The sequence below is a fragment of the Arthrobacter pigmenti genome, from assembly GCF_011927905.1.
Taxonomy (GTDB): domain Bacteria; phylum Actinomycetota; class Actinomycetes; order Actinomycetales; family Micrococcaceae; genus Arthrobacter_D; species Arthrobacter_D pigmenti.
Genome location: NZ_JAATJL010000001.1, coordinates 3,239,457 through 3,263,995, shown reverse-complemented (window position 1 = coordinate 3,263,995; position 24,539 = coordinate 3,239,457). Strand labels below are relative to the sequence as shown.

At 62.3% G+C, this 24,539-nt stretch carries 29 protein-coding genes; 14 read left to right on the top strand and 15 right to left on the bottom strand.

Going from position 1 to position 24,539, the window contains the following annotated elements; genetic code table 11:
* Positions 1 to 12: 12 nt before the first annotated feature.
* The 4 genes from BJ994_RS15315 to BJ994_RS15300 all read right to left on the bottom strand — a co-directional run bounded on the left by BJ994_RS15315 (position 13) and on the right by BJ994_RS15300 (position 4,159).
* A complete protein-coding gene (locus BJ994_RS15315) occupies positions 13 to 468 on the bottom strand; it encodes a helix-turn-helix domain-containing protein (RefSeq protein ID WP_167995293.1) in 456 nt (151 codons plus the stop codon).
* 75 nt (positions 469 to 543) lie between these two features.
* Complete coding sequence (locus BJ994_RS15310) at positions 544 to 1,473, bottom strand: restriction endonuclease (protein ID WP_342450397.1); 930 nt, start codon at positions 1,471 to 1,473, stop codon at positions 544 to 546.
* Positions 1,470 to 2,663, bottom strand: a complete 1,194-nt coding sequence (locus tag BJ994_RS15305) for a restriction endonuclease subunit S (protein WP_245192607.1) — start codon at positions 2,661 to 2,663, stop codon at positions 1,470 to 1,472. The genes BJ994_RS15310 and BJ994_RS15305 overlap by 4 nt, the downstream gene beginning before the upstream one ends.
* Positions 2,664 to 2,665: 2 nt before the next feature.
* A complete protein-coding gene (locus BJ994_RS15300; RefSeq protein WP_167995291.1) occupies positions 2,666 to 4,159 on the bottom strand; it encodes an N-6 DNA methylase in 1,494 nt (497 codons plus the stop codon).
* Between the two features lie 113 nt (positions 4,160 to 4,272).
* Between BJ994_RS15300 and BJ994_RS15295 the strand changes: the two genes are divergently transcribed.
* Together BJ994_RS15295 and BJ994_RS15290 are read left to right on the top strand one after the other, a co-directional pair.
* Complete coding sequence (locus tag BJ994_RS15295; protein WP_167995290.1) at positions 4,273 to 5,517, top strand: hypothetical protein; 1,245 nt, start codon at positions 4,273 to 4,275, stop codon at positions 5,515 to 5,517.
* Positions 5,518 to 5,568: 51 nt separating this feature from the next.
* Positions 5,569 to 6,063 carry a GNAT family N-acetyltransferase gene (locus BJ994_RS15290; protein ID WP_167995289.1) on the top strand — a complete coding sequence of 165 codons (495 nt, stop codon included), beginning with the start codon at positions 5,569 to 5,571 and terminating at the stop codon, positions 6,061 to 6,063.
* On the opposite strand, the gene BJ994_RS15285 is transcribed toward BJ994_RS15290, so the two are convergent.
* The 3 genes from BJ994_RS15285 to BJ994_RS15275 form a co-directional block, all read right to left on the bottom strand.
* Entirely contained in the window at positions 6,060 to 6,272 is a 213-nt protein-coding gene (locus BJ994_RS15285) for a hypothetical protein (RefSeq protein ID WP_167995288.1), read from the bottom strand. The genes BJ994_RS15290 and BJ994_RS15285 overlap by 4 nt on opposite strands.
* Positions 6,273 to 6,391: 119 nt before the next feature.
* A complete protein-coding gene (locus tag BJ994_RS15280; RefSeq protein WP_167995287.1) occupies positions 6,392 to 6,700 on the bottom strand; it encodes a hypothetical protein in 309 nt (102 codons plus the stop codon).
* 32 nt (positions 6,701 to 6,732) lie between these two features.
* Positions 6,733 to 6,873 carry a P-loop nucleotide/nucleoside kinase family protein gene (locus tag BJ994_RS15275; RefSeq protein WP_167995286.1) on the bottom strand — a complete coding sequence of 47 codons (141 nt, stop codon included), beginning with the start codon at positions 6,871 to 6,873 and terminating at the stop codon, positions 6,733 to 6,735.
* A gap of 47 nt (positions 6,874 to 6,920) precedes the next feature.
* On the opposite strand from BJ994_RS15275, the gene BJ994_RS18470 reads away from it, so the two are divergent.
* Positions 6,921 to 7,784, top strand: coding sequence for a GrpB family protein (locus BJ994_RS18470; protein WP_167995285.1), 864 nt, complete (start codon positions 6,921 to 6,923; stop codon positions 7,782 to 7,784).
* A 23-nt stretch (positions 7,785 to 7,807) separates the two neighbouring features.
* Here the strand turns inward: BJ994_RS18470 and BJ994_RS15265 are convergent, their stop codons facing one another.
* The 3 genes from BJ994_RS15265 to BJ994_RS15255 are packed head-to-tail and all read right to left on the bottom strand — an operon-like array spanning position 7,808 to position 8,626.
* The gene (locus BJ994_RS15265) at positions 7,808 to 8,086 is read right to left on the bottom strand and encodes a hypothetical protein (protein WP_167995284.1); all 279 of its coding nucleotides are present in this window, start codon (positions 8,084 to 8,086) and stop codon (positions 7,808 to 7,810) included.
* Positions 8,076 to 8,360 carry a hypothetical protein gene (locus BJ994_RS15260; protein WP_167995283.1) on the bottom strand — a complete coding sequence of 95 codons (285 nt, stop codon included), beginning with the start codon at positions 8,358 to 8,360 and terminating at the stop codon, positions 8,076 to 8,078. The genes BJ994_RS15265 and BJ994_RS15260 overlap by 11 nt, the downstream gene beginning before the upstream one ends.
* Positions 8,357 to 8,626, bottom strand: coding sequence for a hypothetical protein (locus BJ994_RS15255; RefSeq protein WP_167995282.1), 270 nt, complete (start codon positions 8,624 to 8,626; stop codon positions 8,357 to 8,359). Before BJ994_RS15255 ends, BJ994_RS15260 begins: the two co-directional genes overlap by 4 nt.
* 127 nt (positions 8,627 to 8,753) lie before the next feature.
* Between BJ994_RS15255 and BJ994_RS15250 the strand changes: the two genes are divergently transcribed.
* The 6 genes from BJ994_RS15250 to BJ994_RS15225 all read left to right on the top strand — a co-directional run bounded on the left by BJ994_RS15250 (position 8,754) and on the right by BJ994_RS15225 (position 17,282).
* A complete protein-coding gene (locus BJ994_RS15250; RefSeq protein ID WP_167995281.1) occupies positions 8,754 to 11,066 on the top strand; it encodes a beta-galactosidase in 2,313 nt (770 codons plus the stop codon).
* Positions 11,067 to 11,171: 105 nt separating this feature from the next.
* Positions 11,172 to 12,221 (top strand): DUF808 family protein, encoded by a 1,050-nt coding sequence (locus BJ994_RS15245; protein WP_167995280.1) that lies wholly within the window; start codon positions 11,172 to 11,174, stop codon positions 12,219 to 12,221.
* A gap of 308 nt (positions 12,222 to 12,529) precedes the next feature.
* Complete coding sequence (locus BJ994_RS15240; protein ID WP_167995279.1) at positions 12,530 to 13,849, top strand: extracellular solute-binding protein; 1,320 nt, start codon at positions 12,530 to 12,532, stop codon at positions 13,847 to 13,849.
* Between the two features lie 57 nt (positions 13,850 to 13,906).
* Positions 13,907 to 14,911: a carbohydrate ABC transporter permease gene (locus BJ994_RS15235; protein WP_167995278.1), complete on the top strand. Its 1,005-nt coding sequence runs from the start codon at positions 13,907 to 13,909 to the stop codon at positions 14,909 to 14,911.
* On the top strand, positions 14,908 to 15,795 hold the full coding sequence (locus BJ994_RS15230) for a carbohydrate ABC transporter permease (protein ID WP_167995277.1): 888 nt from the start codon (positions 14,908 to 14,910) through the stop codon (positions 15,793 to 15,795). The genes BJ994_RS15235 and BJ994_RS15230 overlap by 4 nt, the downstream gene beginning before the upstream one ends.
* Positions 15,795 to 17,282, top strand: a complete 1,488-nt coding sequence (locus BJ994_RS15225) for a GH1 family beta-glucosidase (protein ID WP_167995276.1) — start codon at positions 15,795 to 15,797, stop codon at positions 17,280 to 17,282. Before BJ994_RS15230 ends, BJ994_RS15225 begins: the two co-directional genes overlap by 1 nt.
* 6 nt (positions 17,283 to 17,288) lie before the next feature.
* Here BJ994_RS15225 and BJ994_RS18240 read toward each other — a convergent pair whose 3' ends face one another.
* On the bottom strand, positions 17,289 to 17,456 hold the full coding sequence (locus BJ994_RS18240; RefSeq protein WP_245192662.1) for a hypothetical protein: 168 nt from the start codon (positions 17,454 to 17,456) through the stop codon (positions 17,289 to 17,291).
* Between BJ994_RS18240 and BJ994_RS15220 the strand changes: the two genes are divergently transcribed.
* Both BJ994_RS15220 and BJ994_RS15215 read left to right on the top strand, forming a co-directional pair.
* Entirely contained in the window at positions 17,377 to 18,351 is a 975-nt protein-coding gene (locus BJ994_RS15220) for a LacI family DNA-binding transcriptional regulator (protein ID WP_245192604.1), read from the top strand. The two genes, BJ994_RS18240 and BJ994_RS15220, sit on opposite strands and share 80 nt — an antisense overlap.
* A gap of 14 nt (positions 18,352 to 18,365) precedes the next feature.
* The gene (locus BJ994_RS15215; RefSeq protein ID WP_167995274.1) at positions 18,366 to 19,421 is read left to right on the top strand and encodes a Gfo/Idh/MocA family protein; all 1,056 of its coding nucleotides are present in this window, start codon (positions 18,366 to 18,368) and stop codon (positions 19,419 to 19,421) included.
* On the opposite strand, the gene BJ994_RS15210 is transcribed toward BJ994_RS15215, so the two are convergent.
* Both BJ994_RS15210 and BJ994_RS15205 read right to left on the bottom strand, forming a co-directional pair.
* Entirely contained in the window at positions 19,402 to 19,941 is a 540-nt protein-coding gene (locus BJ994_RS15210; RefSeq protein WP_342450396.1) for a GNAT family N-acetyltransferase, read from the bottom strand. The two genes, BJ994_RS15215 and BJ994_RS15210, sit on opposite strands and share 20 nt — an antisense overlap.
* Before the next feature lie 82 nt (positions 19,942 to 20,023).
* On the bottom strand, positions 20,024 to 20,176 hold the full coding sequence (locus tag BJ994_RS15205; RefSeq protein WP_167990076.1) for a hypothetical protein: 153 nt from the start codon (positions 20,174 to 20,176) through the stop codon (positions 20,024 to 20,026).
* A 136-nt stretch (positions 20,177 to 20,312) separates the two neighbouring features.
* On the opposite strand from BJ994_RS15205, the gene BJ994_RS15200 reads away from it, so the two are divergent.
* Positions 20,313 to 22,022 (top strand): HNH endonuclease signature motif containing protein, encoded by a 1,710-nt coding sequence (locus tag BJ994_RS15200; protein ID WP_167995272.1) that lies wholly within the window; start codon positions 20,313 to 20,315, stop codon positions 22,020 to 22,022.
* Positions 22,023 to 22,216: 194 nt separating this feature from the next.
* Positions 22,217 to 22,825, top strand: a complete 609-nt coding sequence (locus tag BJ994_RS15195; protein WP_167995271.1) for a hypothetical protein — start codon at positions 22,217 to 22,219, stop codon at positions 22,823 to 22,825.
* 8 nt (positions 22,826 to 22,833) lie between these two features.
* Here BJ994_RS15195 and BJ994_RS15190 read toward each other — a convergent pair whose 3' ends face one another.
* The gene (locus tag BJ994_RS15190) at positions 22,834 to 23,394 is read right to left on the bottom strand and encodes a dihydrofolate reductase family protein (protein ID WP_167995270.1); all 561 of its coding nucleotides are present in this window, start codon (positions 23,392 to 23,394) and stop codon (positions 22,834 to 22,836) included.
* Positions 23,394 to 24,131 carry an alpha/beta hydrolase gene (locus BJ994_RS15185; protein WP_167995269.1) on the bottom strand — a complete coding sequence of 246 codons (738 nt, stop codon included), beginning with the start codon at positions 24,129 to 24,131 and terminating at the stop codon, positions 23,394 to 23,396. The genes BJ994_RS15190 and BJ994_RS15185 overlap by 1 nt, the downstream gene beginning before the upstream one ends.
* Positions 24,132 to 24,240: 109 nt before the next feature.
* On the opposite strand from BJ994_RS15185, the gene BJ994_RS15180 reads away from it, so the two are divergent.
* Positions 24,241 to 24,516, top strand: coding sequence for a hypothetical protein (locus BJ994_RS15180; protein ID WP_167995268.1), 276 nt, complete (start codon positions 24,241 to 24,243; stop codon positions 24,514 to 24,516).
* The last annotated feature ends 23 nt before the right edge of the window (positions 24,517 to 24,539 follow it).

Sequence of the window (24,539 nt, the reverse complement as noted above, 5' to 3'; positions counted from 1 at the left end):
GGCAGTCCCGATCTATCCTTGATCGATCTCGTGTTCCAGGTCTCGGAAAGCGTTGAAGGCTGCGCGTTCAGCATCAGCGCGACGTTCTGCGAACTCTTCAAGATCTGTGCGAAGAAATCGGTTATGTGAGCCGACTTTATGGGACGGGATCTCCCCGGCTGCTGCCATCTTGATCAGCGTGGGCCGGGAGATGCCGAGCATCTGAGCGGCCTCAACGCTGGTTAACGCCTTCGAACGGTGAGCCAGGCCAATCTCGCGGCCGGACGCAGCTAGCCGAAGGACTGTCTGCAGCAGGTCATTCAGGTTCTCTGGGAGAACCACCGTTTCGCCGGAAGCCGACTCGATGCGTATGCGGAGGTCCTTTGCGTTGACCTCACTGAAGCGTCGCGAGACTTCGGTTGCCTCTTCGCTCTGTTTCGGGCTGACATTGATAGTCGACAGTTCTTGTGTGCTGGTGAGTGCGCTCATGACAACTCCTTTTCACTCAATACTCATAATCTACCTTAAGTGAAATAAGTGCAAGGCGGCGTTGGATGGGTGAAGCTACTCGAAGTAGTCTTCGTCGAGGTCTACGACGTCGTAGGTCTGCTTCACCTGCACGCCGACTCGGTACTCGATCATCAGATTGACCAGACGAACGCTGTCGATCAGGATGACCCGCGACGCGATGCCCGCTGCGTACTTGCGGGCATTGTCCGTGAAACTGCTCGTCGTGATGAACACGCCCCGGGAGGCGCCTGTTCCTTGAAGAGCGCCAACGAAAGCCTGGATGGTCTCTCTGCCGACGTTATTGCCGTCTTTGTAGCGCTTGGCCTGGATGTAGACCTGGTCCAGGCCCAGCGCATCCTGATCTATGACGCCGTCCACACCTCCGTCCCCGCTGCCGCCGATTCGTCTGCCGCGTTGCTCGGCGCCGCCGTATCCCATTTTGAGGAGGAGGTCGACGACGGCCTCCTCAAAGAACTCGGGGCTCGACTCACGCAAACGGGTCAATAGTGCAACCCCGACTTCGGCCTCCATCTGTTCGATTGCCTGATCGATGAGGTCGGTAGGGCTGCCTTCTTCCTCCGCCTCTTCGCTGACTACAGACGAAGCCGATTTCTGACGCGCATCATTTAGCGCTTGTTGATGAGCACGGTATGCCGGCACCGTTCGGAGGTCCCTTTGTGCAAGTCCATCTGGGAAGCCCAGAAGCAACTCATGTCCGGTGTCGGTGATCGTGTAAAGCGCAGGTTTTGGGCGAATAATCGCTTCAGTCGCAATGAGGTGCGAGATGGCCCAGCCAACCCGTCCTTTCGCTTTCAGGCCACCACTGCTGTCACGGACGGCACGCTGCTCATCGGATACGTTGGCGAGTTCCATTGCTCCGCTGGTGACCTCAGCGCGGCTGCGAGAACGGCCGTCCTCAAGCGCGCGAAGGACCGGTGTCAGGAACTCGTGCCATTTCGGCACTTCGATTTGGGCGGTGCTCACAGTTCTCCTTTGAACGCGCGGTGTTGAAGCGAGGCGAAGAGGGTGTCCAGATGTGCGAGCTGGGTGCGGTGGTGGTCTTTCAAGCGCTCGACGGCGGCAACGCGGTTTGTGAACTCCATTTGCGACTGCCGCAACGGCACCGGGATACTCACCGTGAGGAGCTTCGACTTTGAAATGTTGGGCATCGACCCCGCAGAGCCGCCCGCTAATCCCTGCACCTGCTTGCGCTTTCGTGGATGAGCGAGAACCGCCTGTAAATATTCAGGAGTTATCTGGGCCGGTGTTCTGATCTTCAGCCTGAAGATCAGATCCGGCAGCAATCGCCGGGGTGGGGTTTTCCTCACGAAGGCTACCGCCGCGACGTGTTCTCGTGTGTTCTTCCTGCTGAACAGGACGTCGCCCGCCCGCACTTCATGTCGGGGGTCAGGCGTAGACAAGAGGGCTTTGTTCTGCGCTGGGTCGTAAATCATCTTTGTCACCGCACCCAGTTTCAGCACGGACCATTCCTCGTCTGCAGCCGGACGATCTTCACAGACGGGGCTTTGCCCGCTATCGACGCCTTCGAGTAGATTCTCAAGCCTGATTTGAGGGAAGCGTGAATTTTGCGTGGGATCACCGAACATCTCGTTGAAGATGGACTGGGTGAGGGCGTCGAGGTGGTCGAGGGCTTCGCGGCGCTTGGATCGGAGCTCGTCTGCCTTGTCCAAAATCGCCGCGATACGCCGCTGCTCGTCGAGGGGTGGCAGGGGTGTAGGAAGATTTCCAGCGCGCTTCAAATCCAGATTCGAGATGTTGGTCGTCTGATTGCCGAAACTGCGCAGCTTCTCTTGGATTGGCACGGAAGAGAACCAATGGAACAGGTACCGCGCCTCGACTACTTTCGGATCACCTCGCAGGGCAGTTACGAAGCCGCCAAATGTCGTTGGTCGGCTGAGGGCAGGAATCCAACAGCATCGACCGACCAGATTCCAACTGTTCGCGCTGGAAATGAGGATGTCCGCCTCCCGAAGAAGCTGCTCCTGACGCTTGAGGAACGAAGAAGGAATGGACCAAACGTCAGACTCATCCAGCCGCAACTGCACGTTTCGGGTGCGGAAACAGTCAATGTTCCCTTCACTCGGAGGCTCCAAGTCCGTCGGTTTGAATGTGATACCACGGATAAATCGGGCTACCTCACCGAGCGGAACCATCTTCACTTGAGCAGATCCTTCAGCTCGGACATGCCGTCAACGATCTCCTTCTCGAGCAGCTCAAGCTCCGCGATGATCTCCTCCGGCGCCTTGTGCTCGACCTCGTCGTACTCAACCTCCTTATACCGGTTGAGCGAGAGATCGTAGCCGTTCTCGGCGATCTCGGACTTGGGGACGAGAAAAGACCGGTCGGTTCGCGTCCGCTCGGCTTCCGTTGTCGTGCGCTGCTTGTATCGCTCCAGGACGTCGGCAAGGTCGGACGAACCGAGGGGAGTGCGCTTGTCGTCGAGGCTGAAGCCGTCGGACTTCACGTCGTAAAACCAGACGTTGTCGGTGCCGCCCGAGTTGGTCTTGGTGAAGAAGAGGATCGCGGTCGAAACGCCGGCATACGGTTTGAAGACGCCGGACGGGAGCTTCACGACGGCGTCGAGCTTGTGTTGCTCCACCAGGAGCTTGCGCAGGTCCTTGTGTGCCTTCGAGGAGCCGAAGAGGACGCCGTCCGGCACGATCACTGCAGCGCGTCCGCCGTTACGAAGCAACCGAAGGAAGAGTGCAAGGAACAGCAACTCAGTCTTCTTAGTTTTGACGGTAGCGAGCAGTTCCTTCGAAACCCCTGCGTAGTCGAGGCTGCCTGCGAACGGCGGATTCGCGAGTACCACGTGGTACTTCTCTTCCTCGGCAGAGTGCAGCTCGGCCAGCGAATCGCGGTAGGTAATCACCGGGTTCTCGACGCCGTGCAAGAGCATGTTCATGGAGCCGATGCGGAGCATGGTGTTGTCGAAGTCGTAGCCGTGGAACTGCTCGTGGTGGTAGAAATCCAGTTGCGGTTGGTTAGTGAGCAGGTCCGGCGATTCCCACAGGTGTTCGGCCGCTCGGACCAGGAATCCACACGTGCCCGAAGCCGGATCGCAGATCGCTTCCATCGGCTGAGGGTCCGTCATCTGCACCATGAGTTCGATGATGTGACGCGGCGTGCGGAACTGCCCGTTAGTGCCAGCGGTGGCAATCTTGGAGAGCATGTACTCGTACAGGTCACCCGTGGTGTCGCGGGCGGTCATGTCGATATCAGCGATGATGTCGATGACGCGTTCGAGGACGCCGGCGTTAGGAATCGTGAAGCGCGCGTCCTTCATGTGGTGGCTATAAGTGGAGTGCTCACCGTTCGACTGACGGGTAAGCTCCTCGCGCATGAAGGGGAAGATGTGTTCGGAGAAGAGTTTGAACTTCTCCTCGCGCGAGAACCCCTTGAACCTGCCCCAGCGCAGATCGCTGTAATCTCGCCCGCGCGGGTCTGTTCCGTCGGGAAAGATCGGGTTCTGAATGGGCTTGCCAGTGCGGTTGGCGCGCCTCTCCAGGCCTGTCTGCTCTTCGTCGAGCCGTTTCAGGAACAGCAGGTACGTGATCTGTTCGATGACCTCCAAGGGGTTGGAGATGCCCCCGGTCCAAAACGTGTCCCAAACTTTGTCTACCTGCGTGCGCACTGTCCCGTTGATCACGCGTTCCAGCTTAGTGGCGCTGTTCCTAGGCCCGTGACGGATTGTCGGTGCCAGGTTCTAAGGTCTTCCGCAATGGTGCGGATAGCGCACTGCGAGTTGAAGGGGGAGAGGGTTTGCGTGTCTTCATAGCTGTTATGAAACGTCGAATAAGTGGATGGTGGAAGGCGGCGCTTCGGCCCGGGTACTCGGTGGGCCGCTTTGCTTTCATCGGCTTGGCGATGACCGGGTTCATCACCTGGGCATCCTGGGAAGTCTGGCGGAATACGCCGGAGTGGATGGCGCGGGCAGCCGACTTTGTGCCGGGGGTTGAGCTCGAGATTGGTCTCACGGCCCTGATAGGTTACTCAGCGATAGCTATTGGCCTCCAAATTAAAGCCCGATCGGAGGACAAGAAGGGCCGGCCAGAGTTCTCTAAGCAATCGATGCGCGACCGTAAATTGATCGACGGCATGTTCCTAGGTTCCACCGCGATGGTGATCGTGTGTTGGCTGACGGTGCTGGGTCTGCTGATGACCTCGCCACCGCGGTATGGGTTGATCCTGTTCGTCTCTGCCCTGACTTACCTGAGCTGTCTGGCCACGGTTGATGCTTTAGAGCGGATCGATGCGGGAGGGCTCCCCCAGTACTACCAGGACGTCAGGAAAGCGAGGCGAACTCTTTCGTACTACAGGCGGATCCGAACACCGTCAACTGTTTGGCCGACCCTTACACGGGGGTCGAGAGCCTTTTACGCCGTTTCGAACATCCTTCTTGCTGGTCTTCCTGCAACTGCCGTAAACCTGAGTATCTATCTGATCATCGACTGGAGCGTCGCAGGACTAAATCTACGCGTGATGCTCTGGGTGTACGGGACGGCCGTCATTCTCGCGGGGGGCACTATGGCCGTGTACTTCTACTTTGCAACACAAGTCAGGTCACCTGACTTCACAACCAGGGTCGGCGCGAGATTGATGGCTCTGGCGTTGAGTATCCTCCTCGGATTGACAGTGGTTACTTGGATCATTGGTGAAGGAAGATCACTCGGGTCGTACTTCGTTACGGTCTCCTCCATCTCCCCGATAATTTTCACCTGGCTCTCTCTGCGATGGACGAAGGAGTCACTGGATCGGGGGAATCGCCTCTGGCTGATCCGTTCTGATTGGTGGCCAGGTGGTTTAGTACGAGTTCTTGTTAGCAGGCACGTCCACCGTGCCACTGTCGATGCACAGGAGAATCTGAACAAGCAGAAAGAGCTACAAAGAGATGCTGAGCTTCGAGCCATGGGGAAAATTCGCCGGTCCATTGTCCGGGCTGCGGCATCTCTCCAGTTGTCTGGGATCGAACGGCGCCTTCGCTACGACTTCGGAAATCTCGACTAACAGTTGTGTGGGTGCGGACGGCCAGCAGGCCGAGCCGATTACGGTGAAAGCATGACCGGTCACGAAATCCTTCCCCATGCTCTTTCCGAATCCGTCGTTCTCCGCCGGGCGACGCGGGAGGATATGCCCGCGATCGTCGCGCTGCTGGCCGACGATCAGCTGGGCCGGGAGCGGGACAGCATCACTGAACCCGAAGACATGGAACCTTACCTGCGGGCCTTCGAGGCCATCGACGAGGATCCTGCGCACCTGCTCGTCGTCGTCGTTCTGGGCTCCTCGGTGATCGGCACAATGCAGTTGAGCTTCCTGCCCGGGCTGGCTCGACGCGGTGCGCTACGGGCGCAGATTGAGGCGGTGCGGGTTGCGTCATCGGCGCGGAACTCCGGCGTCGGTAACCAGATGATTACCTGGGCGATCGGGGAAGCACGACGCCGGAACTGCGCACTCGTGCAGCTCACCACCGACAAACGGCGCACCGATGCCCACCGCTTCTACTCGCGGTTGGGGTTCGTTGCCTCGCACGAGGGGATGAAGCTGGCGCTTTAGCCGGGTTCCTCGTCATTGGCGACGGCTTCAATCCAGTCGACCACGTGGTCAGCGAAGTAGAAACCGTCGTCCTCCTGTGTGCCATCCGGCGCTGCGCCGACGGCACTGATTTTCTCCAACACTGACGCAGGGACCGCTTCGCCGTTGTGGGCAATCAGCCAATCCCGGGTCGCCTGGTCCAGGCGAGGCCACCATCCAGTGATGTTCATGGGTTGAGCATGACATGCCGTCGGAATGTCGGAGGGGTATGTGCTTCCTGGAAAATGCCTCAGCTGCACTCAGTGCATGCGATGCCTGCGCTGCTGGCACTTTTCCAAGAGCACTATGGTCAGCCGACGGTGAGAATTGGCAGCCCTTCATCGTCAGCGGGAGCCTCGAAGATGTTCGCGAGGTGCCGGACGTCGTCGTCGGCCAGGTTGTGTGCCCACGCGGGTTTATTTATCGACCTCGCGCGCGACCGCGCCAGCGCTGCGTCGAGCGGAGTTGCGATGTGGTGCAGCAGTGCCTCGTAGCCGGCCCTGTTGGCGCGCTCCTTCCAGAAAGTACGACGACGGCGGCTCCACTGGTTCCAGTCCAGCACCACATCGTCCCGGCCGCGAGAACCTGCAACGCCACCGTCCAGAGCTGGTCCTTGCACGCAGAAGCGCGCCGACGGTAGTCGTCGCCGGATTAGGGAAGCTCGGGGAAGAGGTGGAGCATCCATTCGTCGAGACTGAAGCGCACGGCCGGGAGTTCGTGCTCGAGTTGCCGCGCATAGGTCGTCTTGCCGGCGCCGTTGAGCCCGCACAGCAGATGCACTCTTGGGTTCATGTGTCGAGTCTTGCAGAAGAGTCGGCGGCAGCTGGCAGGATGACCTTGTGGACCAGATAGACAACTACGTGCGGTTTCAGAGCGCGGAACCGAATTCGCGTGGACGCTACGCAGGCATCTTTGGTATGGCCAACGGTCTGGCACGTGAAGGTCAACTTTCCGCTGCGGACTACGCCTGGTGGCGTACCTCCAACGACTGGTGCAACGCGGCTTATCCGGACCCGTCAACAGTTGATGCCAGCATCTACGATCGCGTCGTGAACCCGGCGGCGCAGGCCTGGTTCAAGGGCAGCGCCGCCCATCTACTTGCGAAGGTCGAGGAGTACCTCACGTTGCTCCAGCGGTACGGCGTGGAGTGCGTCCGGATTACTTCAAATGATCCGGGGCGGATCCTGTATGAGGATGAATTCCAGATCGTCGTGGACCCGCACATGGCGAACAGAATCGCCCTGGTTGCCCCGGACCCGGAGGGCTGGGCCAGCCGCTTCCACACGATTGAGCAGCGGCTAAAGGCACTGGTGCCGGAAGCGGCGATCGCGCACATCGGGTCCACGGCAGTTCCCGACCTGCCGGCGAAAGACGTCGTGGACGTGCTGGTCGGCGTCGATGCGGATGCGTGGACGGAGGCCGTTGCAGCTCTCGTCGCCGACGGTTTCGTACAGGACGGGAGCAGGGACGGTCACGCGTGGCTGGCGCAGATGAAGGGCGAGGAACGCACGGTGGTGATCCACGTCGTCGTACTCGGCGGTGCGGAGTGGAAGCGTCGAATCAGCTTCCGTGACATCCTGCGCCGCGATCCCGCTGCAAGAGCCGAGTACCTCGAAGTGAAGCGTCAGGCCGCGGGGAACGCTCAGAACTGGACGGACTACACTGCGCGGAAAGCCGCGGTTGTCGCGAGGATCCTCGCGTAAACCGCGGTGCGAGCCTCGCCGCGTCAGGCCCGCCGTCGTCGTCCGAGCACGTACCCGCCAACCGCGGCGGCAAGAGCGACCCCGCTACCGAGCAGGAGCCCGCCCAAAAGGCGCGTTGGAAAGCCCGGGGTATTGGTGATGTACCCGTTCCCGTCGACCGAGACGCCGCCACCCTGCCCGGCAATGAAGCCGAAGTCCCCGACGAAAACCGGTTGCGAAAGGACCGCGATAAGGATCCCAATCAGCAGCAGCGAACCACCGGTCACGAGAACCGCCAGGGCGCCCCGGGAACTACGAAGCATCGTCCGCCACCTTCCGGCCGTTCCGCCAGCCGATAGCCCCCGCGCTCACCATGAGGCCGCCGACCAGAAGCGCCCCGCCCACTCGGCTGAGGTTGTCCGAGAGGGAGGGTTCGACGTCGAACGAGACCACGAGCTCCGAGGAGTACGCAACGCTGGCCTCTTCAGCAATGGGTTGCATCGCGAAGACCGTTGACGGCTGGCCGAGCAGCAACGACGCCCCACCCAGGATCAGCAGCACCGCGAGGCTCAGAAGTGCAACGCCGAGCGTGTTCATGCGCGCCGCGCCCGGTAATACGCCAGCGCCCCGGTGATGAGCACGAGTCCGACTGCGGCAATCGACGTGCCGAAGATTTCCCCCGCGGCAAGACCCGGAACCGGTGATCCCTGTGTAAACGACGCTTCTGCCAGCGGTGCGTACGCGAACCACCCGAACGTCCGTGTGGACGGCACGGCCAGCGCCGCGATGCCCATCAGCACAAGGCCGACGACGGCGATCGTCACCCCCGCAGTCAAGAGCCGGTTGGCGCGAACCCAGTTCATGAATCCCCCTGTCCCGCCCCGAATGAACGAACTGTTCCGAACAGTAGCGCCTGCCGATGCGTTAGTGCCAGAGCAACGCCTTGCGTAACCATTGCCCCGCAGACGGAAACCGCTTACCGTCGAACCCATGCCCGCCGTAGAGACCATTCACCGCATCGCACACGTCAGCTGGAACGCACCCGAAACCCGCCCCAAGATGGCCAACGACGTCGACCATAGCCCGGGCCTCAACCTCACCAACCGATACATCCTGCGAAACGGCGAGCCCTGGATCCCGGTCACCGGTGAGATGCACTACAGCCGCCAGCCGCGTGAACGGTGGGCCGACGCGCTGCGGCTCATGAAGGCGGGCGGCATCGATGTCGTGGCGACCTACGTTTTCTGGATTCACCACCAGCCAACCGAAGCGGACCCGAACTTCGACGGAAACCTCGACCTCGCTGCGTTCGTGCAGCTCTGCAAGGAGGCCGGCCTCGAGGTCATCCTCCGGTTGGGCCCGTGGTGCCACGGCGAGGTCCGCAACGGCGGCCACCCGGACTGGATAGTCAGCGCCGATTACACCGAGCGCACCAACGACCCGCGCTACCTCGAAGCCGTCGGGAAGTGGTTCGCACGGATCGGCACGGAGGTTGCCGGGCTTTGCGGCGAGGCTGGCCCGATCATCGGGATCCAGGTCGAGAATGAGCTCTACGACCAACCGGACCACATCCTCGCGCTCAAGGAGATTGCCCGGGAATCGGGGTTGTTCGCCCCACTGTGGACGGCGACGGCGTGGGGGAGTGCGGACATCCCGGTCGGCGAAGTGTTCCCTCTTTACGGCGGATACTCGGACGGTTTCTGGGTGGACACCGATGAAGGTTGGCACGAGAGCTTCCGGGCGCACTTTTCCTTCTCCCATCAGTGGGATGATCCGGGTATCGGCAAGGACCTTGCGGGGGAGGCGTGGACCGGCGCTGTCGGCGTCAAGCATCCGGACTTTCCCGCTGCCACGTGTGAATTGGGCGGCGGGATGGCAACCGCCTACCATCGCCGGCCCGCGCCGAGCGCCCGCGACATTGCCGCCGTCGCGCTCTGCAAGCTCGGCAGTGGATCCGCCTGGCAGGGCTACTACATGTACGTGGGCGGCACGAATCCGCGAGGAGGACTGCAGGAGTCGCACGCGACCGGTTACCCTAACGACCTCCCGGAACGGAACTACGACTTCGGCGCCCCCATCGGCGCGCACCTCCAGACCCGGGAGAGCTTCCACCGGCTGCGGAACCAGCACTCGTTCCTGGCTGCGTTCGGGGATCGCCTCGCATCAATGAACGCGACTATCCCGGATAACGACGACGACGGCGCCCTCCGCTGGGCGCTACGAAGCGACGGGCGCGGCGGCTTTGTCTTCATCAACAACCACCGGCCGTACGAGCCGTTGCCGGAGCGCACGGGTGTCCGCTTCGAAATCGGCCTGGAACACGGCACGGTCCGCTTCCCGCACCGGCCGGTCGACATTCCGTCCGGTGAGTTCATGGCGTGGCCGGTGGCGCTCGAGGTGGGTGGCGTCGTCGTGCGCTGGGCGACACTGAACGTGCTTACGATCCTCGAGCCGGAGGAGGAGCGCCCGGTTCTGGTGCTGACCGCGAACGAGGGCGTCGATGCCCACCTTGCGGTGCCGGCCGGGTACTCGGTGGAGGGCCACGCACCGATCGAGGTTGATGGTGAACTGGTCCTGGAGGGTGTCTCGGGTCTCATCTCCCTGACCAACGACGACGGCGCCGGGTTGCGCGTCCTGATCCTTACCGCCCGGCAGGCACTGCAGGCATGGACACCGAGGGTGGGAGGCCGTCGTCGTCTGGTGCTCTCGGAAGCGGACGTTGTTGAGCGGGACGGCTCGCTTGCGGTTCTTGCCGCTGAATCGGGTGAAATTGCCGTGTTCCCGCCCCTCGGCGAGGCCGGTCCGAACGGCTTTTCGCAGCATTCGTTCACGTCCCCAACGAAAGCAGTGGAAGTGACCGTCGAACAGTCAGCCCCGGCGTCCGCGCCTGAAGAGCGTCCCGTTGTTGTGCCGGGTAGGGCTTCGGCGCCGGATCAGGCGGCGTTCGAAGCGCACGCTGCCCGTTTCACGATCACGGTGACAGGCAAGGCGCTCGCCGGAGAGCGCTCGTTGCTGCGGCTGGAGCTGGTGGGCGACGTGGCGTCGTCGTCGTTCGACGGCCGGGAGGAGGACGTCTACTGGAACGGGTCCGAGTGGGACATCGACATCACGCCCGCGGCGGACACCGAGCAGAGGGTGGTTGAGGTGGCTGTGTACCCGCTCGTGGCGTCCGCGCCCGTCTGGCTGCCCGAACCGGCGGACCGTATCCGGGCATCCTTGACGGAGCCGACGGCGAAGATCACCAGCGCGTCGGTGGTCAGCTACCGGGAAATGGCATTGCCCCAAGCAGGATGGGCTAACTGAGCGACGGCACGCGCCCGCCGCCATATAATCGAGCATGCCCAACATGCGCCCCGACCAAGGCATCCACGCCCGGCCTTCCGCCCTCAAGCAGTACGGGAGTGAGCTGTGAGCGGCGGTCTCGTCGCACTCCTGGACGACGTCGCGGCCCTGGCCCGCATCGCCGCCGCATCGGTTGACGACGTCGCTGCAGGTGCCGCCAGGGCGGGGGTCAAGGCTGCCGGCGTGGTGATTGACGACGCCGCAGTGACCCCGCAGTACGTGTCCGGTGCGGACCCGTCCCGTGAACTGCCGATGATCAAGCGGATTTTCTGGGGATCGCTCCGGAACAAGCTTCTAATCATCCTGCCGGCGCTGCTGCTGGTAAGTGCTTTCGCCTCGTGGGCCATCCCGTTCATTCTCATGCTGGGCGGCACCTATCTCTGTTACGAGGGTGCCGAGAAGGTCTGGCACAAGGTCCGCGGCGACCATGCAGCAGAGAAAACTCCGGCGGTGGAGAAGGGCCCTGAGGCGGAAGCCAAGGTGACCAAGGGCGCCATCACCACGGACTTCATCCTCTCCTGCGAGATCATGGTCATCTCAATGAACGAGGTGGCCGAAGAATCCATCCTCACACGGGCTCTTATCCTGATTGTCGTGGCCGTCGTCATCACGGTCGTCGTGTACGGAGCCGTTGCGCTGATCGTCAAGATGGACGACTTCGGTCTACACCTGACCACCAGGGACTCGGCGGGATCCAAGCGTTTTGGCGAGCTTCTCGTCAAGGGGATGCCCGCTGTACTGGCCGCCATTACGTTCGTGGGAACTATCGCCATGCTCTGGGTAGGCGGTCACATCATGGTGCAGGGCGCCCACGACCTCGGTTGGCATGCGCCCTATGACCTGATCCACACCCTCGAAGAACCCTTCGCCGGCATTGCCGTGGTCGGCGGTTTCCTGGCCTGGTTGGTCAACACCCTGTGCTCGGCCGTGGTCGGGTTGGCCTGGGGCCTGCTCATCATGTCCATTGTGCACCCGCTGCTGAAGGTGCTGCCGTTCGGCAAGAAGAAGGGCGGCCACGAGGAGGGCGACATCCGCGCTGCAGTAGCAGGCTACCGACCGAACAAGAGCCGCGCCGATTCCGAATCAGGTCCAGTAGAGAAGCCGAGCGGCCGGTAGGCGCCGCTCCAGCGGCGAATCACGCGTGATGGCAAGGTTTTAGGGGCTGCGCGCTGCCCCGACGGCCTAATGGTGCTGCTGCTGACAAACCGTAACCGTAGACGCTCGGTGGCGCCGTCGTCGTCGGACATTCCGCCTCGAAGGGCCGCAATCTGCGCTGGTGGAGCGCTCTATTGACATGTGACGCAGGTCATCTGTACATTGGCTAAACCGCTGATGGAGCGCTCCATCACATCTCCCGCACCGATTCGCATGGGCTTCTCAAGCACGCCCAATCCCACCCACAGCACGCACACAAAGGAGTGACCGTGACCTTTTCACGACGCACCAGAACCATCACCGCACTGACCGGTTCACTGGCCCTCGCACTGGCAGCTACCGGCTGCGGCACCGGCAGCGAAGAACCGGCCAGTGCCGAGAACCCGGTCGAACTCACCGTTACCACCTTCGGCAACTTCGGCTATGACGATCTGTACGCCGAGTACGAGGCGCAGAACCCCGGTGTGACGATCGAGGCGAACAACATCGACGGCAGCGCCAATGCCCGCACTGATACATTCACCAAGCTCGCGGCGGGCTCCGGCCTGAGCGACGTCGTCGCTGTCGAAGAGGGCTGGCTCGGCTCCATCATGGAAGTTTCCGACCAGTTCGTGGACCTGAACGAATACGGTGCCCAGGACATCAAAGACAACTGGGTCGACTGGAAGTTTGAGCAGGGCACCGATCCCAACGGCCGGGTGATCGGCTACGGCACGGACATCGGTCCCCAGGCATTGTGCTTCAACCAGGACCTCTTCGAAGCAGCCGGGTTTCCCACGGACCGCGAGGAAGTAGCTGAACTTTTCGGCGGGGATGACGCGACCTGGGAAACCTACTTCGATCTCGGCCGCCAATACAACGAGGCGACCGGCAAGGCCTGGTATGACCAGTCCGCGTTCGTCTGGAACTCCATGGTCAACCAGATGGAAGAGGGCTACTACACCACCGACGGCGAGCTGAACATCGAGGGCAATGACGCGATGCGCGCCAAGTTTGACCTACTGGCCGCCGGCACAGCGGACGGACTGTCCGCCAACCAGAAGCAGTTCGACTGGGGCAAGGGCAAGGCATTCGTCGACGGCTCCTTCGCGGTCCACGTGTGCCCGGCCTGGATGCTCGGCACCATCAAGGAGCAGCTTGAATCTGCCGGTGGAGGCCCTGAGAGCGGCTGGGACGTTGCCGACGTCTTCCCCGGCGGTGCCTCCAACTGGGGTGGAGCCTTCCTTTCCGTCCCCGAATCCTCAGAGAACCCTGCCGAGGCCGCCAAGCTTGCAGCCTGGCTCACCGCCCCGGAGCAGCAGGTCAAGCAATCCGCTGCGGCGAACAACTTCCCGAGCACCATTGAGGCGCAGCAGGCGATTGTCGAGGCCGCTGTACCCAATGAACTGTTCAACGACGCGCCTTACGGTGAGATCTTCGCATCGCGCGCAGAGGGCGTCGTCGCGCAGTTCAAAGGTCCGCAGGATTCGGTGATCCAGGAGAACGTCTTCGCACCCGCACTGAAGATTCTCGACACGGGCTCGGGCACGGCCGATGAGGCCTGGAACGAAGCCGTGAAGCTCCTCAACGACCTCGTAGTCAACAACTAGCAGCACCGGCCGGGGCCTCCGGGATCACCGGAGGCCCCCATGGAGTCTGGAACCGCCATGACCACGACATTGAATCGCCCGGCAGCTCCCCGCACAGCTGCCCCCAAGCAGAAACCGACCTTCCGCCAGCGCCTGAATGTCCTTGACGTCAAGGCGTCCCCTTACCTCTACATAGCGCCGTTCTTTCTCCTGTTCGCTCTCGTGGGGCTGTTCCCACTTGGCTACACGTTCTTCGTATCCCTCTTCGACTGGCACCTGCTCAAGGGCCAGGGCGAGTTCGTGGGCATGGCGAACTTCGCCGAAGTACTCCGGGACCGGTTCTTCTGGAATTCGCTGTTCAACACCATGAGCATCTTCCTGCTTTCCACCATCCCGCAGCTTGTGGTTGCAACCGCCATAGCGGCCGTGCTGGACCAGCATCTGAGGGCGAAGACGTTCTGGCGCATGAGCATTCTGCTCCCTTACATCGTCACGCCGGTAGCCGTGGCCATGATCTTCGCGAACATGTTCGGCGAGCAGTACGGGCTCATCAACAACATTCTGGCCAGCCTGGGCATCGACCGCATCATGTGGATGAACGAGACCCTGCCCAGCCACATCGCGATCGCCACCATGGTGAACTGGCGGTGGACCGGTTACAACGCCCTCATCCTGCTCGCAGCGATGCAGGCCGTGCCCCGGGACATTTATGAATCCGCTGCGATCGACGGCGCGGGTCCGTTCCGGCGCTTCTTCAGTATCACCCTGCCAAGCATCCGGCCCACCATGATCTTCGTGGTCATCACCGCAACCATCGGCGGCCTGCAGATCTTCACCGAGCCGAAGCTCTACGACCCCAGGTCGGCCGGCGGCACCGCACGGCAGTTCCAGACCACCGTTCTGTACCTGTGGGAGATGGCTTTCCAACGCCAAAACTTCGGCCAGGCCGCGACCATCGCGTGGCTCCTGTTCCTCATCATCATCCTCTTCGGAATCGTGAACTGGCTGATCACCCGCCGCATCGCCACCGCCGGTGACATCCGAAAGATACGCACCAGAGTTACCTCGAGGAGAGTGCGATGACCGTCATCGAGAACACCAAGCCCGAATCAACCAGGAAGTTCCCCCTGCGAAAGCGGATCTTTGGCAACGGGCACCGTCCGGGGTTTCTCACCTACGGCCTGCTGTTTGCCTTCTTCCTCGCCTCGGCGTACCCGCTCTGGTGGTCCGTGGTCATCGGCAGCCGGTCCAATGAGGCACTCGGTCAGACCTGGCCGCCGCTGCTCCCCGGAGGAAATTTCTGGACGAACGTCGGCGAGGTCTTCGACACCATCCCGTTCTGGCTGGCATTGGGCAACAGCGTCCTCATCTCGGGCATCATCACCGTCTCAGTGGTGGCTTTCTCCACCCTTGCCGGCTACTCCTTTGCGAAGCTCCGCTTCAGGGGGCGCAACGGATTGATGGTCGCGGTGATCGCCACCATGGCGATTCCCACTCAGCTCGGCATCATCCCGCTGTTCATGATGATGCGGACCCTGGGCTGGACAGGTGAGATCGGCGCCGTCGTTATTCCCACCCTGGTAACCGCCTTCGGTGTGTTCTTCATGCGCCAGTACCTCGTGGACGTCATCCCCGACGAGCTGATTGAGTCCGCCCGCATGGACGGTGCGTCAATGATTTCCACCTTCTGGCATGTGGCGCTGCCCGCCGCGCGCCCGGCCATGGCGATCCTCGGACTATTCACCTTCATGACGGCGTGGACGGACTTCCTCTGGCCGCTCCTGGTGCTCGACGCCGGCAACCCCACCCTGCAGACGGCGCTGAGCCAACTGCAGGCGGCGCGTTACGTGGATTACTCGATCGTGCTCACCGGTGCCGTCCTGGCAACACTTCCCCTGCTTGTGCTCTTCGCGCTCGCAGGCCGACAACTCATCTCAGGAATCATGCAAGGAGCAGTGAAGGGCTAATGCCACTCGACGCAATACACCAGCTATCCACCACCGACGGCACCGCCAGGGCGTGGCCCGAGGGTTTCCTTTGGGGTTCAGCCACCGCTGCGGCCCAGGTTGAGGGAGCAGGCCACGAGGGCGGTAAGGAGGACTCGGTCTGGGACGCATTCGCACGCGTGCCGGGAGCGATCGCCAATGGTGACACCCTCAACGACGCCGTCCGCCACTATGAGCGCATGCCCGAGGACGTCCGCATCATGAAGGAGCTCGGGCTCGGTTCCTACCGGTTCTCCACCAGTTGGGCCCGCGTCCGTCCCGGGGACCGCGGTCCCAACCCCGAAGGGCTCGGTTTCTACTCCCGGCTCGTCGATGAGCTGCTGGGCGCCGGCATCCTTCCCTGGCTGACCCTCTACCACTGGGACCTGCCGCAGGCACTGGAGGAGAAGGGCGGGTGGGCCAACCGGGACACCGCCTACCGTTTCGTGGAGTACGCGAACGATGTCTACTCGGCACTGGGCGATCGGGTCCAGCACTGGACCACCTTCAACGAACCGTTCTGCTCCTCGTTGCTCGGATACGCAGCCGGAGTGCACGCACCGGGCAGGCAGGACCCGCGTGCCGCAGTTGCCGCCGTCCACCACCAGCACCTGGCCCACGGCCTGGCTGTCAACGAACTGCGCTCCCGCGGCGCCGGCCAGCTCGGCATCACACTGAATCTCAGCAACGCGATTCCGCGGGACCCGGCGGACCCCATCGATCTGGACGCCGCCCGCCGCTTCGACTCGCTGCAGAACCGGATCTTCCTTGACCCGATCCTGCGCGGTGCTTACCCCGAAGACACGCTCGCGGACCTGGAGCAGTTCGGGATCCGGGACGTGATCCACCCCGGAGACCTTGAGATCATCGGTACGCCGATCGACTTCCTCGGCGTGAACCACTACCACGATGACCTCATCAGCGGTTACCCGAATAACGACGGCGACGACGGTCACTCCGGCGGCACCACCCGCAAAACCTCGTCATGCTGGATCGGTTCCGAAGACATCTCGTTCCCGAGCCGGGGTCTGCCCCGCACCGCGATGAACTGGGAGGTCAACCCGGACGGGTTGCGGAAGCTCCTGGTGCGGCTGGGTGATGAGTACCCGTCCCTCCCTCCGCTGTACGTCACGGAGAACGGGGCAGCGTACGACGACGTCGTCAGCAGCGACGGCGCGATTCACGACGTCGAGCGCACCAAATATGTACTGGACCACGTCGCCGCGGTGGGTGAGGCCATCGACGCCGGCGCCGATGTGCGCGGGTACTTCGTCTGGTCACTGCTCGATAATTTCGAGTGGTCCTGGGGGTACGGCAAGCGGTTTGGCATTGTCCGCGTGGACTACGAGTCCTTCGAGCGCACCATCAAAGACAGTGGGCATGCCTATCGCCGGTTGATCTCCGAGGCACGGGCGAATGGGGAGGTGGACCGGTCAAGGGGACAGGTGCTCACGCCGTCTGGGGCCTGACCCAACCTAGACTGGAGCCACCTGTTCCAGCCCATGCACGGAGATGATTGTGACAACAGACGCCAGCCGCTCGAGGCCCGCGCCAACCCTCGAAATGGTGGCCGCGCTGGCTGGCGTCTCACGATCAACGGTGTCCAGGGTGGTCAACGATGCGCCGAATGTTGATCCGGACATTGTGAAGTCCGTGCAGAAGGCCATCACAACGCTCAACTACATTCCCAACCGTGCTGCTCGTTCGCTCGCGAGCAGGCGCACCAACTCGGTTGCAGTGGTGGTTCCGGAGTCCACATCGAAGGTGTTCGCTGACCCGTTCTTCGCAACCCTGGTGGAGGGCGTTGCCCAGACCCTGGTGGAAACGAAGTACACGCTCAACCTGATCGTGTCCTCCGAGGCCAGGCCGGAGAAGACGAGGAGCTACCTTCTCGGCGGCAACGTTGACGGCGCCCTCGTGGTGTCTCACCACAGCGGGGATCACTCCTGGACGAGGATCAACGATTCCCTTCCGGTGGTCTTCGCCGGCCGGCCGTTCCGCGGGGAAAGCGACAGCTTCTACGTGGAGGTGGACAATCAAGCGGCCGCCGAACGCGCCACCCAACATCTGGTCGAGCAGGGCCGGACGGCGATTGCCACGATCGCCGGTCCCCAGGACATGTACGCGGGCATTGACCGCTTGCGGGGCTGGGAAGCGGCACTGCACTCAGCCCGGCTCAACACCTCACTCGTGGAATTCGGCGACTTCACCGAAAGCTCGGGCAGGAAAGCTATGCGAAGGCTTCTCGACCGCGGCGAGAAGATTGACGCGCTTTTCACTGCCAATGACCAGATGGCTGCCGGCGCCTATGCTGTGCTCGCGGAACGCAACATCCGCATCCCGGGCGAGATCGCCGTCGTCGGCTTCGATGATGACTCGTTTGCCACGTCGGTGACTCCGACCCTGACCACCGTCCACCACCCCATCGTTGAGATGGGGCATCGAATGGCCGAAATCCTGCTCTCACTCATCGAGGGCAATCCCGCCGAGCGGGTGACGAGGCTGCCAACCTCGCTCGTGATCCGGGATTCGGCCTGACCTCGAAGGAACCCATGCGTCAACACATTCTCGTTCCTCCTCCCTGCGCGGATCCGGAAGTAAACCCGCTGGCCGCTACCGGGAGGAAGCTGCGCTGGGGCGTGGTGGCAACCGGGCAGATCGCCCGTAAGGTGACGGCGGACATCGCCCTGCTAGAGGACGCCGTACTGCACGCGGTCAGCTCCCGCCGGGAGGCCGCTGCCGCTGAGTTCGCCCGCGAGTTCGGCTTCGCGGCGAGCTACCACGACGACGACGGCGAAGCCGGCTACCAGCGTTTGATGCGGGACCCCGACGTCGACGTCGTCTATATCGCCACGCCGCACAGCCAGCACCGGGAAGTGGCGGAGGCGGCGTTGAAGGCCGGCAAGCACGTGTTGTGCGAGAAACCGGTCACGACAGATGCGGCGGACGCAGCCGCGCTGGTGGATCTTGCGCGGGCCCAGGGTCTATTCCTCATGGAAGCGGTGTGGACGCGGTTCCTGCCAAGTGTGAACCGGGCGTGGGACATCATGGCGTCAGACGAACTCGGGGACGTCCAGTGTGTGCAGGCTGACCTGGGTTTTGTCTCCGCATATGACGCCGGATCCCGGCTCTGGGATCCAGCGGCCGGGGGCGGTGCTCTGCTTGACCTCGCTGTCTACCCGTTGACCTGGGCCTTTGGTTCGCTGGGCATCCCAACCGGTGTGACGGCGACGGGCACGGTGAACGACGACGGCGTGGACCTCCGCAACGCGCTCACTCTCACTTACGGGACGGGGGCCTTCGCCCAGCTGACAACGTCGATCACGGCGACGTATCCCAGCGCGGCAACCGTGAGCGGGAACGCAGGATGGTTGAGAACCTCGGCGCCGCTCTATAACCCTTCAGAACTGCTCATCCAGTCCGGCGGTGACAGCCGCACCGAGGTGTTCGGGCAGATCGGCGGCAACTACGTGTACCAGTTGCGGGAGGTCACCCGCTGCATTCAATCGGGCCTTACGGAAAGCCCCACGATGCCCTGGGCGGATACGCTCCTGACCATGCGTTTACTGGATGAAGTCCGCGCGCAGTTCAGCGCGGGAGCGGTGTGAGATCGGGTTGGGGATCAGTTGCCAGGCGGGCGTGGGTTTCCACGTCGAACCGCTCGACGCCGTAGCGCAGTTTCTCCCGTTCGATGCCCTCCGCGGGGAAGCCTGCGCGGGTTGCAACCCGGCACGAGGCCGGGTTGTTCACGCGGTGCCCGAGCTCGAGCCGGAACAGTCCCTCCGAGAAGGCCCATTCGCTTGCGGACGCCAGTCCGCGGGCTGCGAGGCCGGAACCACGGGCAGCGGCGGCGAGCCAGTAGGAGATCCACGCCGTTCCGTGGTTGAACTCCATATTGGTGACCCCGATGCTTCCCACGGCTTTTCCGCCTGCCTCGATCGCAAAGTGTCGTGCCGATGCGCTTTCCCGGGCGAGTTGATCCTCGATGAAGCTGCGGCACTCGTCAGGCGTCGAAAGGTTGTGGTGGCCGAACTGAAGGCGGAGATCCTCGCTGCCGGCGACGGCGCAGTGGAGCGCGCCGTCGTCGTCGGTTGTCCACTGTCGCAGAACTGCATTTGGCGCACTCACCGCTTGGGACTCAACTCCTTTGAGGGATTGTCGACTTCTTGAGGACAATAACAGCTCGTGCTTCCTCAGTATTCGGCAGCCTTTACTGGGCTTGTCCGTCCGGCGTTTCAGGATCGACTGAATCCTGCGGCTGTATCTCGTTCCCGTTGTCGTCATAGTAGGTCGTTGCTTCGACGAGGCTGACGATCCCAGCAGTAAGAAGTAGGGCGCCACCAAGAATCGGATAGATCCTCATATGCGGTTTCCTCACGGTAGCGGATGCTTACCTTAGTGTGGCGCCGAGGTTGCTGGGTGTGCCGGTTTGAGCCATGCTTCGCTGGTTCGCGTCCTCTCGATCCGGTTTTGTCAGACCCGGATGGTTGAGTAAAGGTATGGATTTCGTTGGCGGGTTGCCGAGTCTTGAGGACGCGTATTTGGACGCGGATCGTGGCTGGCGTGGCGCGTACTCTGAGGAATATCTGGATCCTGGCGGTGGTGGTGTGTTCGATGATGAGCATGCTCGGGAACGGGTGGAGGACGCTTCACCGTACGGGCTGGTCGGCTTCGTGCAGCACGCTCAGACAGGATCCGCTTCGTCGGCTTCGTCGGCTTCGTCGGGTTCGTCGGATTCGTCGGGTTCGTTGGGTTTGGCGGATACGTTGGGTTTGGCGGATACGTTGGATGCGTTGCGGGCGGCTGATCGGTTGATGTCGTGGGCTTCCGGGCAGCGTGCCCGGTTGGTGTCCCGGGTATATTCGGCCAGTGATGCGGGGAACTCGTCGTGGTCAGGCCGGGATTTGCAGTTCACCGAGGCCGTGTCGGAGACAGCTGCGCTGTTGAAGCTGTCCGAGGGTGCCGCGGCCCGTCTGGTCACCGAATCGTTGGCGTTGACCAACTCGTTGCCGGGCACACTGGAGGCCCTGGAGCAGGGCCGGCTGTGCCCGGGCAGGGCATCGGTCATTGCCGAGCAGTCCCGTACCCTCCCTGCCGAAGCGGTCCCGGGGTTTGAGGCGAAGGTCCTGGAGACCGCGGCGGAGTTGAACCGGCCCAAGCTCACCGCGAGGTGCCGGCGGTTGCGGGAGAAACTTCACCCCGAAACGATTACTGCCCGCAGGGTCAGAGCCGAGACCGAGCGGTGCGTGCTCATCGAACCGGCCCCGGATGGGATGTCCTGGCTGAGCGCGTACCTACCGGCGGAGCAGGCCCACGCCATTCACACAACCCTTGATGCCACCGCCCGCGGTTTACGAGCAGCCGATGACCCGCGGACCCTGCCCCAGCTCCGCGCCGACGTGTTCGCTGACATCCTCCTGAACGCCCCCGGCACCGTGATCACCGGACACCGCGGCGGCGGCGGAAGCGGTGTGGGCTGCGGCGTTGATCCTACCGCCGCCGTCGACGGCACTGTCGCGGGCCATCCGAACGGATCCACCGAAAGTGAGGGTCGGATTGTGGGTGCGGCCGGTGAAGGGGTGCGGGTTCCTTCTACGGCGAAGATCCTGGTCACCGTCCCGGTGTTCTCCCTGATGGGACTCACCGACGAACCGGCTGACCTGGAAGGGTACGGGCCGATCCCGGCCGAAGCCGCCAGGGAACTGGCCGGTAACGCCACCTCGTTCCTCAGGCTGCTCACCCACCCGTATACCGGGGCCGTGCTGGGTTTGGACCGAACCCGGTACCGGCCCAGCGAGGACCTACGCACCTGGGTCCGGGTGCGGGAGAAAACCTGTTCCTTCTATGGGTGTAACCGGCCGGCCAGCCGCTGCGAACTGGATCATCTGATCTCCTGGGCCGGGAATGGTGTCACTTGCCAGGACAACATGTATCCGGTCTGTCAACGGCATCACATGCTTAAGCATCAAACCGATTGGAACCCCACACCCAACCCCGACAGCGGCGGCGGTGGGCTGTCGTGGACCTCACCAGGTGGACGGACCTACACCACACCACCAGAACCACCACCAAGCGACGATGAAGTTTCACCCACCACCCGGATCCTGCAAAACCTCGCCACCACCATGCGCACGAGAGACAATGACGGTATACCCGATGACGGACCTGAACCCGAACAGAAGGAAGCCGACCGGCCGCCACCCTTCTGACACCGCCGAGCGCGCATAACGCACGACCAAGAGCACCCCTGTCGCGCCCAACAAAACGAAGCGATCAAAGCCTCCTGGCGAGTAGAAAGTTTTCCTTGCCTTCGCTCTGTCGCGCGCTCATTCGAACAGCCCTTGTGGGCGTGGCTCGTTGCAAGCGATGCTTAGAGCCACTGTGAGCCGAACGGGGGCAAGACGTGGAACTGATCGAGCATTCCGGCGGATGGAACCGCGCCGTGCGGCTCGCTGGCGGCCTTCAGGACCATGGCATCTCAGCAGCCGTGAAGCGTTACTACCTCACCGTCTTTCCGCTGGTCGTGATCGTGTCGGTAATTGTGGTCTGGATTGTCGGGGTGGTCATTTCCGGGCGCGCTGACTGGCTCTTCTTCGGGATTGGAGTGATGCTCTCCGGGCTTGCCGTAATGATCAGCGGGTTCGTGTACTCGTCGAAAAAGGTGAGCCCTCTCGTGACACCGGATGAGCCATCGATCCATTACCTGGTCAGCAAAGGAGAGTCGAAGCGCGGCCGCAGGCAGATTCACGGTTCGGTGCCTGCAGACGGAGACGAACGCATCGTGGCTCGCGGGTTGGCCATACAGATGCGGCAGGGCCACGCACTGCAACTGCTTATCGCGCCAGGATTCATATTGGCTTTCCTGCCCCAAGTCTTCAGAGCATCAGACGCACTGGGACTGCTTTACGGCCTGGTTATCGCCCTGTACGCCGCTGCGTTTGTTCTTCTGGCCCGTGAATTTCACCGGACAACAATCTTCCTGAAGTCGACGGAACCGGACGAGCCCGCCTGAACGCGGACTCAGCGACCGACGTCGTACTGCAAAGCCAACGTACCGTTCGCGAACCGCTGGGTGTCCTTGAGCTGAAGGTCCAGCCGAACATCCCGCGGGAAAAGGCTCAGACCGCCTCCAATGATCACCGGCAGCAGCAGCAAATACACCTCATCGATAAGCCCGGCACGGAAGGCATGAACGCCGAGCGTCGGCCCACCGATGCCGATGTCCGCTGACGCAGTCCGCTTCAACTTCTCCACAGCAGCAGGCTCGAACGAGCGCTCAAGCCGGGTTTTCGTCGTCGTAATGTCCTGCAGGCTGGTTGAGTAGACGATCTTGCTGGCCGCCTGCCAGATCTCGGCATACTCCATGGCGGCAGGGGAGTCGGCAACGGAAACGGGAGCTGTTTCCCACACGGTCATCAGCTCGTAGATCCGCCGTCCGTAAAGGTAGGTCCCTATCGGGCGTTCCTGTGCGTTGATGTAGGCGAGTATCTCTTCGTCCGGTTCGGCCCAGTCGAAATTGCCGTTCGCGTCGGCAATGTATCCATCCAGCGAACCGATCATGGAGTAAATCAGCTTCGCCACTACTTCAGCCATCCTTGCCGTGTGAGCCATTGTTCGCACAGGTCTGTCCATTGATCCGGACCGGACTCTTCAAGCGCGAGCCCCAGCCCGTGGGCGCCGTGAGGGAAGACGTGCAGCTCCGCGGGTACTCCCTCCCGGACCAGCGCGCGCATATAGGCGAGACTGTGCTCGACCGGCACGGCGTCGTCGTCGGCCGTATGCCAAAGGAACGACGGCGGCGTTGCTGCGGACACGTTCAGCTCCGGCGAAAGTTGGCGAAGCAGGTCCGACGACGGCGCGTTGCCGAGCAGGTTGTCGATGCTTCCCTGGTGAACGGCGTCCATGAAGGAAATGACGGGATAGCAGAGGATGGACAAATTAGGCACGGCCTCGGGCACGTCAAGCTGCGGGTCACCACAGGAGGTGGCCGTGGAGAGGGACGCCGCCAGATGCCCGCCTGCGGAAAAGCCCAGTACACCCACTCGGTTGATTTCGACCGGCAGCCCGTGCGCGCCCTCCCGGATACGGAGCATCGCTGCTTTGGCATCGGTTAGCGGGGCAGGGTGCCTGGCTGGAGCAACCTGGTAGTGAAGAACGAAAGCGTGAATACCCATCGCGGCGAGCCATTCCGCTACCGGCTCGGCTTCATGGGCGGCAGTCATTCCATACCCGCCGCCGGGAAGGACGAGGACGGCCGGAGATGGCTGCGGTGCGTCGGCCGACGCGGGAAGAACTGTCAGGTCGAGCGGGCTAGTCATGGGTTCACAGTAACGAAGCTCGCGCGCTTCAACGAGGGGTTGATGCGTGGAACTGAGGTGCGTATTTTAGTAAGGGTACTTTGTACTTTCCGGAGCATGAGGAGAAACCATGGCATCGTCGCAGACAACCACCGACCATGACGAGATCCGCAAATGGGTCGAGAGCAACGACGGCAAGCCTGCCAGCGTCAAGGGAACGGAGGGCAATGACGACGCCGGAGTCCTACGTATCGACTTCCCCGGAGGCGCAGGCGAGGACAGCCTCGAACACATCAGCTGGGATGAATGGTTTGAGAAGTTCGATGACAACAAGCTCGCTTTCCTGTACCAGGAGGAAAAGGCGAGCGGTGAATCAAGCACGTTCTTCAAGCTCGTGAACCGCTAGCGGCGGCCACCTAAAGGATCGCG